Here is a 13459-nt window from a genome sequence, read left to right as displayed (position 1 = left end):
TTCATCAAGTAGAGGGAATAGACTTCATGTCTATAATACATACAAATCAGGTGAATATCATGAGAATAGCCCTACTGGATTCAGGACTGGGCGGTCTTACCGTACTTGCGGAGGCTGTGAGTCAGCTTCCAACAGAAGATTATTTATTTTTTGCAGACACTTTACATGTGCCTTATGGAACCAAAACGAAAGAGCAGGTGCAGCAATATGTGCGCCAATCTGTAGATCAGATCATGGAGCAAGATATAAAGGCGCTAGTTATTGCTTGTAATACGGCAACGAGCGCGGTCGCTGCTCAGCTACGAAGTGAAGTGGACATTCCGATTATCGGGATGGAACCTGCGGTAAAGCCTGCTGTAGAAATGAATCGGGATACAGGTAAAAGAGTACTAGTCGCTGCGACCCCATTAACCTTACGTCAGTCTAAATATACGGAGCTTGTGTCACGTGTGGATGTTCATGATCATAGCATTGTGGATTCTTTACCGCTACCGGAACTCGTAACTTATTGTGAGGAGCTTCAATTTGATCTGGATGTGATGAGTGATTATTTCGATAAGAAGTTTAAGCCTTATGATCTAAATGATTATGGTACGTTGGTGCTTGGGTGCACACATTTTCCATTTTATAAAAATATGCTGAGACAATTATTGCCCCAGCATATTGAAATTATTGATGGTAGTGCAGGCACTGTTAGGCGACTAACTTCTATTTTAGAATTAAATACTATCGCCAGCCATAGCGGTCATGCCGATATACAATTTATGTGCTCAGGTCATGAACCTGAATACGTTGATAAAATGATTAAGGCTTATCAATGGTATACTGCTCAACTAGAGCAGCAATAGATGAATGAATGTGGTTATCCTTATAAGCACCGCCATGATAACAAATAACGGTCTCGATATCGTAGTGGGTGAACTTCTGGATGGATTGCATGGCCAAAGTCATATCGAGCGTCTGGTCCGGACTAGGGCCAGCAAGCTGACCTTCGACTACACGCATAGCATCCCCAGCGATAAGCGTTTTACTAGCTTTATGATATAAGCTAGTATGTCCTGGCGTGTGACCAGGGCTCTCAATAACGATGAGTCCGCCCCCAAGGGGAAGTTCTTCTCTATCATTCATAATAGTATTTACAGGTGCCTTAGGCGGATGCTCTAAGGTGGAGATAAAAGCATCACGCCATGCTGCTGGGATACTTTCGGATAGCATGGCTTTTGCTTGTTCTATGGATTCTGGCGTGATTTTGAGTAGCATGTTATCGCCCTCGATGTAAGGCTTCTCGATAGCATTTGCGATGACCTCTATGGAATGAGGATGCTGCTTCAGCATGGCAGGTAATCCACCAATGTGGTCCAGATCCTGATGTGTAATAATAATATGGGTAAGTTGATCGAATGGAATTTCTAGCCGCTGGAATGCCTCAATAAACAATGGCAGCTGACTGGATATCCTGTATCAATGAGGATCGTATGATCGGAATCGCGAATGAGGGTAGGGTGAATCGTATCCATGCGTCCCATAATGGAAGCGGAAATGTCTAACATTGAAATCGAGTATGTCTGATCAGAATTCATATCAAACCTCCGTAGTATCGTATTCTCCTGTTCAGTCGCGACTTGAATTGGATGACCCTAATTGTATACATAAAATATGTAAATGTCAAAAATATTTAATTATATCACAAATTATTTATTATGTCAATAATTATTTTGGGAGTATCATATTATCGCAGTTGAAAGAGGGGAAATGTGATGTGCGAAACTATTGAAATTGCCGTGCGTTTAAGAGAAGATGGGGAGCTTGAGAAAGCGCGAACGTTACTTCTAGCATTTGGGGAACAGCAACCTGAGAATGCCTATGTGCAATATCAAACTGCATGGGCACATGATGCGCTTGGATTGGAATGGGAAGCCGTACCTTTTTACGAAAGGGCAATCCAGCTCGGTTTGGACTCGGAAGACCTTGCGGGTGCAATGCTGGGACTTGGAAGCACCTACCGTGTCATAGGCCAATACATACAATCTAAACAAATATTGGAACGAGCGATTTTAACGTTCCCAGAGAGGCAAGAGTTTAAGGTGTTCCTAGCCATGGCGTTACATAATCTTGGTGAACATGCAGAGGCAATGAACCTACTGTTAAAATCATTAGCGGATACATCTTCTGATGTGGGTATTCGCAGATACGAGAAGGCAATACACTTCTATGCGGATAAACTAGAGCAGACATGGTAATTAACCATATCTGCTTCGCAGTTGCTGATATGGATCGTTCAATTATCTTTTACCGAGATGTATTTGGTGCGAATATATTAGTGAAGGGCCGAAAATTGGCCTATTTCGATTTAGATGGATTATGGGTTGCACTCAATCAGGTGGATGATGGACAAGTAAATGAACGTGTGTATCCATCGTCGAATACACATATCGCATTTACTGTGGCGACCGAGGAGTTTGGAGAAAAAGTAAACAGACTGTTAGGTGTAAGGGTTCTGCCAGGTCGGGAGCGGGATGAAAGAGACAAGTTATCGGTATATTTTCTGGACCCCGATGGACATCAGTTTGAATTTCATACAGGATCACTTCAGGACAGGCTGGATTATTATCGGTCAGCTAAAGAGCATATGCATTTTTTTGAAACACCGGAGTGTTAAACACAAGAGCGATTGAGTTTGACTATCCGCAATAATACATAGTGGTACATAAGTGGTTATCAAGAGTAGGAGGATATACGATGACAGTAATGGGTTTTGTAAGACATGGGATCACAGAATGGAATATTGAGAATCGTGCACAGGGACAAACAGATATACCGTTGAATGAGACAGGTAAAGCACAAGCAAGAGCTTTGGCAGCCAGGCTTCAGAACGAAGAGTGGGACATGATTTATTCAAGTGATTTATCACGTGCTAGGGAAACGGCGGAAATGATTGCGGCTGCTACGGGTCTGGAGATTCATTTGGACGAGCGTCTACGTGAAATCCATTGCGGACTGATTGAAGGTACGACGGAAGAAGATCGGATGCGTAAATGGGGAGAAGAATGGGACACTTTTGAGTTAGGGATTGAGAGTGACGAAGCATTAATACGGCGCGGCGTTTCCGTCGTGAATGACATATGTGACCAGCATCCGCATGAGCGAATTCTGATTGTAAGTCATGGTGCATGGATTGGCAAGCTTCTGCCCGTTCTCATTCCTCATACCGATACAAGAGAGCATCTTCATAACACATCCATCACTAGGATCAGCAAAGGGGAAGCCCGCTGGGAATGTGAATTGTATAACTGTGCGAAGCATTTGGAAGAAGCCAGATGATAGAATGCGAATTTTATTAAAAAAACCGGATGAGAAATTCTCATCCGGTTTTTTTGATCATACATGCTATTATTCAGGTTTCACAAGGATTTTAACCTGGTTCTTTTCTTTCAGAAGTGTTTCAAAGCCTTCATCAAGCACATCTTGAAGCTTTATGTGTTTAGTTACTAGCTTATCTGCAGGGAAATACCCTTTGTCCATCAGGCTGATTACGGCTGGGAATACATCACGGTAACCGATGATACCTTTTATGGTACGTTCCATCATAACGACTTGGTTCGGATGGATAGGTGCTTCTTTCTCGAAGATACTGACAATCATCAGCTCTCCGCCCATTTTAGTTGAATTCAGCGCTTGAGTTAGCACAGGAGGGACACCTGTTACTTCATAAGCTACGTCTACGCCACCATTTGTGCGTTTTTTAATTTCTTGTACAGCATCGAATTCCTTAGGATCAATCACAATAGCTCCTAGTTCGGCTGCTTTTGCTTTTCTTTCAGGAGAAAGTTCGACGGCATAAATTTCGGATGCGCCGGAAGCTTTCAGAGCTTCAATAACAAGTAACCCAATAGGGCCTGTACCAAATACAGCAGCTTTATCGCCGACCTTCAGTTTGCTTGAACGAACAGCATGCAAAGCAACAGCAGAGGGTTCTACAAGAGCACCTTGTTCATAGGATACGGATTCAGGGATTTTATGGACCATAACTTCTTCAGCAGCAACAAATGAGGAGAATCCGCCTCCGCCACCTGCAAGACCCAAGAAGCCCATTTTATCACAAAGATTATATTTACCTTGCTTACATGCTTCACATGTACCACAAGCATATATAGGCTCAACAACAACGCGGTCGCCGGCTTTCACTTTCGTTACACCTTCACCAACTTCAACAACTTGGCCAGAGAATTCATGACCCATAACAACAGGAGCCTGTTCACCAGTTAGTGGATGAGGAGCTTCGTTCGGAATGAAAATAGGTCCAGATGTATATTCGTGTAAATCACTACCACAAATTCCGCACCATTCAACCTTGATTTTCACTTTACCTTTAAGGGCTGCTGGCTCTTCAATTGTGTCTAAACGCAAATCTTTTTGTCCATGCCATCTTAGTGCTTTCATATCGTCATCTCCATAAATATAGTAGAGTTATGATGAAATTTCCCATCACATAACGGAAACGTTTCCACACCCAATATCTCACATGATAGAGTGAGTTGTCAATGAATCTTAAAACTTTTTTATAATTAACTAGTGATGTTTTTTGCGGAATATGCGTGCTTAGTCCTAGTTACGGTGGCAAAAATTACATACTGGTCATAATAATGATATAATAAGGATACAGCATATATATTTATATAAAAAGAGGAAACGATTCCATTATAGAAGGGGAATTTTAGATTGGCTAATAAATCAAAGGTAACGATCGAGGATGTAGCTCAAAAAGTTGGTGTTGGCATTGCAACTGTATCTAGAGCGATTAATAATTCTGGCAGTATAAGCCCTCACACGAAAGCTCGAATTCTAGAGGCCATTGAAGAATTAGGATTTATTCCGAACTTATCGGCACAAAGCCTTAAAATAAGACATACGAATCAAATTGCCTTAGCCGTACCGGATATAAGGAATGCTTTTGTTCCCGAAATCGCATGGTCTGTTGAACAGGCTGCGAAGCAATATGGTTATCGTGTGATGCTGATTAATACGTCAGGTAACGCACAAACGGAGCTTGAGATTATGCGTGATGTGAAGAAGCTGCACGTAGATGGTCTCGTGATTTTACCATTAGCATATCCCAACACTTTGGTTGATCTCATTAACAAATCTACGGTTCCTATTTCCATGATTAATTATGGTAAAAAACTACCCGCTGAGGTGAAGGCGGATATTGTGAGTCTTTCCCATCAAGAGGGAAGGCTTGCGATGGAACATCTCATCAGTATCGGTAGGACGAGGATTGCTTATGCCGGAGCCCCGAAAGACATTATTGAGGAAAGATACAATGCCTATGTTCAATGCTTGAGTCATGTGGATGTTTCTCTAGTCTATTTTGGCGAGGACTTCTCATTACAGACGGGTTCCAAAGCAGCGGATTATTTCTATAGTCTCAAAAATATGCCGGATGCTGTATATGCAGGCAATGATATGGTTGCGATAGGTATTATTAACCGGTTCAAGGAACTTGGTATTCGTGTACCTGAGGACGTGGCTGTGGTCGGTATTGATAATAATATTTGGACGACAATTACGACACCGAAGGTCAGTTCGGTCTCGATTATGGGTGTTGAAGTGGCCAGACTGGCTACGGAATTGTTGTTAAAAAGAATTCGTGAGCAGACGCAAGGTGAATTTGAACGATTCCAATTCGAGCCGAGGCTTATTGTCAGAGAATCAAGTGTTTCCATTACGAGAGGGTCATCATATTCGGGGTAAGCCACAATAAGCCTCCCTATACAGAGAGGCCACTGAAAAATTTCAGTTACTAAGGCAATACATTTAAGGAGTAAGTTTCACTACAGGAAATATTTGGACTTCCGGCCGCTGTTGTCTCCAGATTTCTTGAATTGTACCGCTGTTCGCGGATGAAATCCGGAAACAAAGGCGGTCGCTATCGCTCCTACAGTTCCAAATTTTCCCTTCGCTATGCTCCTCTAATGTTTTTTTAGTTGTAGCGAATTAGCTATGTTGCAACTGCTGCGTTTTAATTTCAGGTAGAGCCGCTATTGCAGCGGAATTCAAGAAGTTCCATGGCTTGTTGTAATGAGGCTGGAAGAAGAAATCGACAAAGGCCAGCTCATCGACAGTCATATTATTCTGAATACATACAGACAAGGTGTTCATCGCTTGGGTTAAGTCAACTTTAGACATGATTTGTGCGCCTAGGAGACGTCGGCTTTCTTTGTCAAATACAACCTTCAAGGTAACTGTTTCGGCTGTAGGCATAAACTCTGGTCGGTAGGCTTCCTGAATTGTAACCGTGTCAACATTCAGGTTCTCGTCCGCACTTGCACCTTCGGTAAGCCCGGTGGAGGCAAGATTCAGCTCATATATTTTTAGACCAGAAGTTCCTTGTGTGCCTAAATATTTCGTTGTGTTTCCCATCAGATTGCGTGCAACCAGCATGCCCATACGAACTGCATTAGTGGCAAGGGGAATGTAAGCTGCTTTACCCGTTGGGTTATAACGAACAGCACAGCTATCGCCAGCGGCAAAGACATCCTTCTGGCTTGTTTGCATATAAGAATCTACAATAATTGCCCCATTTGGAAGCATATCTACTTGACCGCGTAGCAGCTCCGTATTCGGACGAAATCCAATACAAAGGATAACTAAATCCGTTTGGATTTCGCCTTTACTTGTAATGACCTTGCTTACCATGCCGTCTTGGCCGTCAAAAGATTGAACCGTCTGTCCCAATGCTAATTCAATGCCTTTGCTACGGAAGAACTCCTCGATCTGGCTGCTGAATTCTGCATCGAGATAACGATTTAATATTCTATCTTCACTGTCGATCAGTGTTACTTGTTTACCGCTCTGCTGAAATGCTTCCACCAGCTCCACCCCAATGTAGCCAGCACCGACAACGGTGATATGATGAGCATGCTGTGCTTTTTCAATAATGGTGTTGGAGTGATCGTAGTTTTTGCAAAGAAGGATGTTACCAAGATCCATACCGTCAAGTTTCGGAATAATTGGCCATGAGCCAGTAGTGACAATGAGTTTATCAAATGAATCATGGAAAACTTCTCCGCTAGCTAAATTACGAATTTGCAGCGTTTTGGCGTGAGTGTCTACGGACATCACTTCATGACGCATATGGGTCGTAACCCCTAAATCAGCAAGCTGCTGAGGAGAGGAGTAAAAAAGTCCGTCAGGATCCTTCACAACCCCACCTACATAAAGGGCAATACCACAAGATAAAAAGGAGATATTATCGTTACGCTCGTAAACTGTAATTTCTGCTTCTGGGTAAAGCTTGGCAGCATTGACCACTGCTGCAGTTCCTGCGTGAGTACATCCGATGACGGCAATTTTCATTAGTAATTCCTCCTTAAGGATGTGTTCTTAGTATGGTTTGTATGAATGGAATGTATTTAGAATTTGTTATTGTGATTTATTTCACACTCTCAATATACTGTGATTTATTTCACAATACAATAGATATATGTAGATGTTCATACATTGTTCATAATTTCACATACTGTGTGTGCATTATTTCTTTGACATTTGCAATTTAAAGAATGCCATGAAATTTCTACTTGAAGGAAGGAGAGAAGTCGAATCTTAAGAACTGAGGTGAAAGATGTAAGAGGGGGAATTCCGTTTAAAAAGAAGAAAGGGAAGTTTGTTCTCTTTCTTCTTCTTTAATTTGCGTGACCTTACCTTACCAACCTAAGGGGTTGTTTCCTTATAACGAACTGATACTAGCGATTCCGTTACTGAATTGAATCGGATTGTGACGAATACGGCAGATGGGCGGCCTTCTTTTGTCATCAGAAGTTTGAAAGTTTCTTCAGCTTGTGTGGAGGATATTGTTGTGCGTCCAACATGTAAATAGTCCGTAATTGGAGCTTGGTATTTATGTTGTGCTTCTTTCATTGCGATTCTGCCCCACTTTGCATATGAAGGCTGGGACGAAGCTAACGATACATTGGCAAACATCAATGACAAGGATAGCATTAGACTTAAAACGATTGGAATCATGAAGCGATTTGTAGGCATGAGAAGCCTCCTTTATCACACATATTTCTGTTAATATTTGAAGTGAAGCTTAAAATTATACATAAGGGGACAACACACAACGATGAATCAAAAGAAAAAAGTCTTGAAATTAGAAGCTCCTAAACTATTTCCAAGTGAACAATCCAATTAACATTAATGGATATTGAAATTAAGATTGTGTGATTGAGAAGCAAAATGCCGATAAAGTTACCATTGGTAAAATCTTGTTTAAGAATGTAACGTTCATAGAAACAATAACAGGTGATTAATGTACAGATATTATTTTTGAGAAATGTGATCTATCTAACGTGGATTTTATATCGATCAGCCCAATTTTCAGGTGCGTTTCTAGATGCAAATGATTTAAGTTATTGTAAATTTAACCGACTAGGAGTAGAGGAAATAAGATGTAAATTTAGATGGATTATATTAAAATGATGGGAAACTAACGCTAGAAAAGGATTCTCAGAAGGGTGAGAGCTTAATTATTTCGCGAATAATTCATTTGGGGAGTATTTTGGGAAGTACGTGAATAAGACGTTATCTGAAAGGGCACAAAGACAAGAAAGGATGAAAATATGAAAATTCAAGATATACCAATAGAGATAATTGAACAAGTTGGGGATATAAAGAAAATTATTTTTCCTCGACAAGGTCATACTTCAGTCGTTGCTATATTAGATACATCCTATAAAAAGTACATACTTAAGAAAACAGAAAACGAGCTATACAATGAGTGGTTGTCAGAAGAATACAAAGCACTTCGATATCTTTACCATACGGAACTGCCAGTTCCGAAACCATATTCATATTATGTAGAGAATAAATCTAGATGGCTTTTAATGGATCATATTGAGGGAATAAGTTTAAGAGAATATCTATCTAAAGAGCCCAATTCAAAAGATAAAGAAAAAGTAATTTCTAACTTTGGACTTAGTTTGAAGAAAATACATGAATGTATTTGCCCCATTGAATTATTAAATGATGAAGAACCTTGGTTAGATGCAATGCTTATTAAAGCAGAATATAATCTTACTCACTTTGATGTAGACGGAACAGAAGAACGACTAATACGGTTGAAAGAATTAAGGCCAAAACCAGTAGAAAACACTTTGATTCATGGAGATTTTACAATAGATAATGTATTAGTTAAAGAAAGTAATGTAGTCGGAGTTATTGATTGGTCAGGGGCTGCATATGGAGATCCCAGATATGATGTAGCGTTAGCAATCAGACCCAAATATAATGCTTTTGATAATGAAAGAGATAAAGAAATATTCTTGAACGCATATGGAAAGCTAAGAATAACTGATGAAGAGTATAACTACTTCGAAGACGGGATATATAACTTCTTTTAGTATCGCTTCGAAGCGTGCCCCATCAGATAACAATATGTTCACGCTTCGGGCCATCTGGCCCTCGGTCCGGCAGAAGAAGTTGGCAGAGAAGTCAAATCAGCCGGACACATCCATATCCCTAAGATAAGAGCTATCTAAGGGATATGGATTGTCGTGAACACGGGAACGTTAACTGAAATCACCGATATAGGTAAAACCTTGGAAAGAATATATAAGTACTGGTAAATCTACAAATTAAAAGACAAAGAGATAGATAGTCGCGAGTGAATCCGAAGAAATGGGTAACCCCCTTCGGCGCCGCGGCTATTTTTCACAAAAAATCACTGAATAATTATAAAAGATGGTAGGAGAATAAGGCAAGATAAATGGAAGAGCCAGATCAATAGAGATGGGTTATAATACCATCTAAGGACTTTATTAAAGACTGTGTTAAGTACGATATGAAGAGCAATTTTAGTATATCAAAGAGGTCGGAGACAACAGTTAACAGAACATTCCTGTTTCGTAGCTGACGCTCCTCAGTCGCCATTTGATGGTTTTCGTAGAAGTAGATTCAGGCGACACATTCAAAACGGCTAAGTCTGACGACCCGGTGCTACGCACCTTAAGCCGCTTGAACGTCAGGAATGCGGAAACGTTATGTGCAATTAATGCAGATCAAATAAGGAGTATTAAAGGAATGAAAGAACTAGAGAAAATAGAAAAACTTAGGACATTTATTAACCTTTATATTGATAAATTCGAAGATGAAGGTTCTGAAGGGAGTGATTTTAAGATTCCAGAATTTGATTTATACGCTAGAGATTATTTAGGGTTTGCAGAAAACCAAATTAAGATTGGAACAACAGAAGCAAGAATTAATTGTATTTCAAATCTAAAGAGGGCAGTGGATTGTCAAATTGATACTTTTTTATTTTCGCTTTCAATATATGAAGTATTTAAGAAAAGAAACCTGAAATTTGAAAGAAAGCTTGAGCTCGTTGAGGCAATAGGTGTTTTCAACTCTAATTCTCTTGCTAAACTAAATAAAATTAGAAATAAAATGGAGCATGAATATACAATACCTGACATAAACGAAATAGATTTATACTTCGATTTAGTGTCGGCATTTGTATCAAATTTAGAATCAGTAATTACAGTTCTTACATGGGATGAGATGAATTTTAATGTTTATAATGAAGAAGGAGAATTTGAACTATTTTTTAATTTGAAGTTAGAACGAGGGGCAGAACAGAAAATAGTTGCAAAGTGGATTGGAAAAAGAGAATTAAACGAAATAATCGAAGTAAGTTTCAATGAGTATAAGTGTTATGGATTTTATTTGCGCTGTCTTTATTTACTTAATATAAGGAATGTCTTTGCAAGTAATAAATATGTGAAAGATGAAATAACGAAATCATACAATAAATTATGCAACCCAATATGAGTATTCCAAGATGGCAGTAACTGCACATAACATAGTATCTACGCTGCGGGGGTAAGCCCCCTTGATCTGCCCGAGGCATTTCGATGAAGTTAGATCAGGCAGATAACCCTGCAAGGCTAAGTCCTGCGGACCCAGTCGCTACGCTCTTTTAAGCCTTTCGGGTTCGTAGATACAGTAACGTTATACGAAATTAATGCGAAGATAATCAGATCTCAATTTAAAGGAGCATCACCAATGAAATCAATTAAACTGATGTTGTTCGGCGTATCCTTAATTTTAGTTTGTATATACATCCAAGGAGAACCTGGTATCCAATTTTACGGTAATGAGTTTTTTATTGGGCTATTAGGCTTTATTTTCATATTTATAGGTTTTTTTATGAAGAATGATAGAGATTAAATAAATATAATTTTTAGGCATTCATGAGATCATATGTTGTTTTGGAGCTAACGTTACTTAGAATCATTAACTAAGATACATATAATTACTCTGAATAACATTAACCAAATTCCATCAGTGAAAACTGAAAGATTATTACAAAAAACATTAGGAGATTGATTTAGTAGAGTCAATGATGGCATTAACATCGTATAACAAGGTTTTCCCGCTGCGGGGCATTCGCCCCTTGGTTGTCAGGTGTCTAATCATGGAAGTAGGTTCAGACAACACACGAACCTGCCTAAGATAAGAGCTATCTAAGGCCGGGTCGCGTCGCAGATGCCAAACGTTATAGGAAATAAGCGCAAAAACCCAATAGAAAACCCATATATTAGGAGGGACTGAAGGTGCAGCTACTTACCCAAGATAATTATGAATCGGCGATTACCTTTTTAAAAACAAAGGCTAGGAAACTCGAGAAATCAATTTTCGAATATGAGTTTGAATCCCAATCCTTTTCTGCAGTACTTGATGAATTAAGGAGATTTCAAAATCAAGATGGTGGATTTGGCAATGCTCTTGATCCCGATTTGAGATGCAAAGAATCCTCCACATTAGCAACAGTAAGAGCGTTAGAAATTTTACATCTGAATAACGAATCTATTGATTTGATAAAGGGAGCATTAAATTATTTAGAAGGGACATTTGATAAGGAAATATTTGGTTGGGATATTATACCTAAGGAGGCTGAGCAATCACCAAGGGCGGTTTGGTGGAATTACGGTGCTTTTAGGGAGAATTGGGGTAATCCTAATGCCGATGTTATTGGTTTCTTTATGGATTATAAGAATGATTACACTTTAAACAATCTTAATGATCTAATCGATTTTGCAATGAAAAATCTACTGCACAAATGTGACTTGACAGAAATGCACGAGTTATTTTGTTATCTGCATTTAGCCGAAAGGCTGGATGACGATCGGATATCAATAATAGCAAGGAAGTTATATTTGTTTATGGATAATTGTGTGAGTATCAATACAGAAGAAAGAAGCGGATATGGAGCGACACCCCTTCAGGTAGTAGATTCACCAAGCTCTCCATATTACAGTAAATATGGAGAACTAATCCCAATTGAACTTGATAACCTTATCGACCAGCAATCTGAAGATGGCTCATGGGAACCTAATTGGTCGTGGTATCAGTTTGAAGAAGAATGGTTAACCGCAAAAGAAGAGTGGAAGGGTATTTTAACACTTAATGCCCTTAGAATTTTGCGGAATTTTAATCGAACAGAGAATTGAGGGTATTTCGAAGAAGGTGCTGACATCCTATAACTATGCATTCACGCGGCGGTTCTTGCAGCCCTGGGTCGTCAGAGGGATTTCGAGGGAGCGAATTCAGGCGATAACCCTGCGAACCTAACCCCTCACGGCCGCCCCCGTTGGGGGCTTAAGGTTCTCGGATTCGTGAATGCGGGAACGTTATCTGAAACTCCCGCAAAGATCTAATAAAACATAAAAATCCAAGAGAAGGATTGATTAATATGAATCCCTTTATTGTAAAACAGGCAACCATAGAAGATCTTGAAGAGGTAATATCCTTATTTAATGAGTATAGAATCTTTTATAAGCAAGAGTCTGACCTTGAAGGAGCAAGGTGTTTTTTGTTTGATCGTTTTGAACATAGAGAATCTGTTATATTTCTAGTCAAAGAAAGTGAATCGAATAAACCAGTTGGTTTTACACAACTATATCCCTTGTTTTCTTCGGTTTCAATGAAGAGATCTTGGATTTTGAATGATTTATATGTAGTAGATGAATATAGAAGTCGTGGTATTGCTCAATTGCTATTAGATTCAGCAAAAATATACGCAAAACAAACAAAAGCAAAAGGTTTAGGTTTATCAACGTCAAATGATAATGATAGAGCTCAAAAATATACGAACGAAATGGATATAAAAAAGATAACGAATTTTTGCATTACTATTTAAGTCTATAACCTTTGAAATAAAGGGGTCAGGAAAGAAAATAATGAACAAAGTCAATGATATTGCAGAGCTCAATAATATTAAGAAAATTGAATTAGATTATTAGTCTATCAATGATATAGGTAAGAATTTCTACGAGAAGTTGAAAGATATGAGCTATCTAAGACTGGAGCGTTTTCTGAATACTCAAACGTTAGGTAAAATAATATGCAGATAAGGATGAGAGAATGAATCCTAATATACTTAATGAATTTGAACGTGCAATAA

General features: G+C 39.3%; 14 protein-coding genes. 9 read left to right on the top strand and 5 right to left on the bottom strand.

Annotated elements, in window-relative coordinates; translation table 11 throughout:
* The first annotated feature begins 59 nt into the window (after positions 1-59).
* Entirely contained in the window at positions 60-848 is a 789-nt protein-coding gene (gene murI, locus JCM16418_RS08595; RefSeq protein WP_036647659.1) for a glutamate racemase, read from the top strand.
* On the opposite strand, the gene JCM16418_RS08590 is transcribed toward murI, so the two are convergent.
* Both JCM16418_RS08590 and JCM16418_RS26620 read right to left on the bottom strand, forming a co-directional pair.
* Positions 805-1437, bottom strand: a complete 633-nt coding sequence (locus JCM16418_RS08590; RefSeq protein ID WP_306304764.1) for an MBL fold metallo-hydrolase — start codon at positions 1435-1437, stop codon at positions 805-807. The genes murI and JCM16418_RS08590 overlap by 44 nt on opposite strands.
* Positions 1410-1580, bottom strand: coding sequence for a hypothetical protein (locus JCM16418_RS26620; RefSeq protein ID WP_306304763.1), 171 nt, complete (start codon positions 1578-1580; stop codon positions 1410-1412). The genes JCM16418_RS08590 and JCM16418_RS26620 overlap by 28 nt, the downstream gene beginning before the upstream one ends.
* 177 nt (positions 1581-1757) lie before the next feature.
* On the opposite strand from JCM16418_RS26620, the gene JCM16418_RS08585 reads away from it, so the two are divergent.
* The 3 genes from JCM16418_RS08585 (at position 1758) to JCM16418_RS08575 (ending at position 3321) form a co-directional block, all read left to right on the top strand.
* Positions 1758-2240 carry a tetratricopeptide repeat protein gene (locus JCM16418_RS08585; RefSeq protein WP_036647657.1) on the top strand — a complete coding sequence of 161 codons (483 nt, stop codon included), beginning with the start codon at positions 1758-1760 and terminating at the stop codon, positions 2238-2240.
* Positions 2234-2659, top strand: a complete 426-nt coding sequence (fosB, locus tag JCM16418_RS08580) for a metallothiol transferase FosB (RefSeq protein WP_036647655.1) — start codon at positions 2234-2236, stop codon at positions 2657-2659. Before JCM16418_RS08585 ends, fosB begins: the two co-directional genes overlap by 7 nt.
* Before the next feature lie 80 nt (positions 2660-2739).
* Complete coding sequence (locus tag JCM16418_RS08575) at positions 2740-3321, top strand: histidine phosphatase family protein (RefSeq protein ID WP_036647653.1); 582 nt, start codon at positions 2740-2742, stop codon at positions 3319-3321.
* Between the two features lie 69 nt (positions 3322-3390).
* On the opposite strand, the gene JCM16418_RS08570 is transcribed toward JCM16418_RS08575, so the two are convergent.
* On the bottom strand, positions 3391-4440 hold the full coding sequence (locus JCM16418_RS08570) for a 2,3-butanediol dehydrogenase (RefSeq protein WP_036647650.1): 1050 nt from the start codon (positions 4438-4440) through the stop codon (positions 3391-3393).
* Between the two features lie 279 nt (positions 4441-4719).
* On the opposite strand from JCM16418_RS08570, the gene JCM16418_RS08565 reads away from it, so the two are divergent.
* The gene (locus tag JCM16418_RS08565; protein ID WP_036647648.1) at positions 4720-5751 is read left to right on the top strand and encodes a LacI family DNA-binding transcriptional regulator; all 1032 of its coding nucleotides are present in this window, start codon (positions 4720-4722) and stop codon (positions 5749-5751) included.
* A 243-nt stretch (positions 5752-5994) separates the two neighbouring features.
* Here JCM16418_RS08565 and JCM16418_RS08560 read toward each other — a convergent pair whose 3' ends face one another.
* Entirely contained in the window at positions 5995-7356 is a 1362-nt protein-coding gene (locus JCM16418_RS08560) for an FAD-dependent oxidoreductase (RefSeq protein ID WP_036647645.1), read from the bottom strand.
* A gap of 354 nt (positions 7357-7710) precedes the next feature.
* A complete protein-coding gene (locus tag JCM16418_RS08555; RefSeq protein WP_036647643.1) occupies positions 7711-8040 on the bottom strand; it encodes a DUF3889 domain-containing protein in 330 nt (109 codons plus the stop codon).
* A gap of 578 nt (positions 8041-8618) precedes the next feature.
* On the opposite strand from JCM16418_RS08555, the gene JCM16418_RS08550 reads away from it, so the two are divergent.
* The 4 genes from JCM16418_RS08550 (at position 8619) to JCM16418_RS08535 (ending at position 13195) form a co-directional block, all read left to right on the top strand.
* On the top strand, positions 8619-9398 hold the full coding sequence (locus tag JCM16418_RS08550; RefSeq protein WP_036647641.1) for an aminoglycoside phosphotransferase APH(3'): 780 nt from the start codon (positions 8619-8621) through the stop codon (positions 9396-9398).
* Positions 9399-10077: 679 nt separating this feature from the next.
* Positions 10078-10824 (top strand): hypothetical protein, encoded by a 747-nt coding sequence (locus JCM16418_RS08545; RefSeq protein WP_036647639.1) that lies wholly within the window; start codon positions 10078-10080, stop codon positions 10822-10824.
* Between the two features lie 785 nt (positions 10825-11609).
* On the top strand, positions 11610-12506 hold the full coding sequence (locus JCM16418_RS08540; RefSeq protein WP_036647637.1) for a hypothetical protein: 897 nt from the start codon (positions 11610-11612) through the stop codon (positions 12504-12506).
* Positions 12507-12748: 242 nt separating this feature from the next.
* Positions 12749-13195, top strand: a complete 447-nt coding sequence (locus tag JCM16418_RS08535; protein ID WP_306304762.1) for a GNAT family N-acetyltransferase — start codon at positions 12749-12751, stop codon at positions 13193-13195.
* Positions 13196-13459: the final 264 nt, after the last annotated feature.

It is taken from the genome of Paenibacillus pini JCM 16418 (assembly GCF_000576305.1).
Lineage (GTDB): Bacteria > Bacillota > Bacilli > Paenibacillales > Paenibacillaceae > Paenibacillus_AQ > Paenibacillus_AQ pini.
Note: the sequence above shows the minus strand (reverse complement) of the source record. Positions and strands in the feature narration are given on the sequence as shown.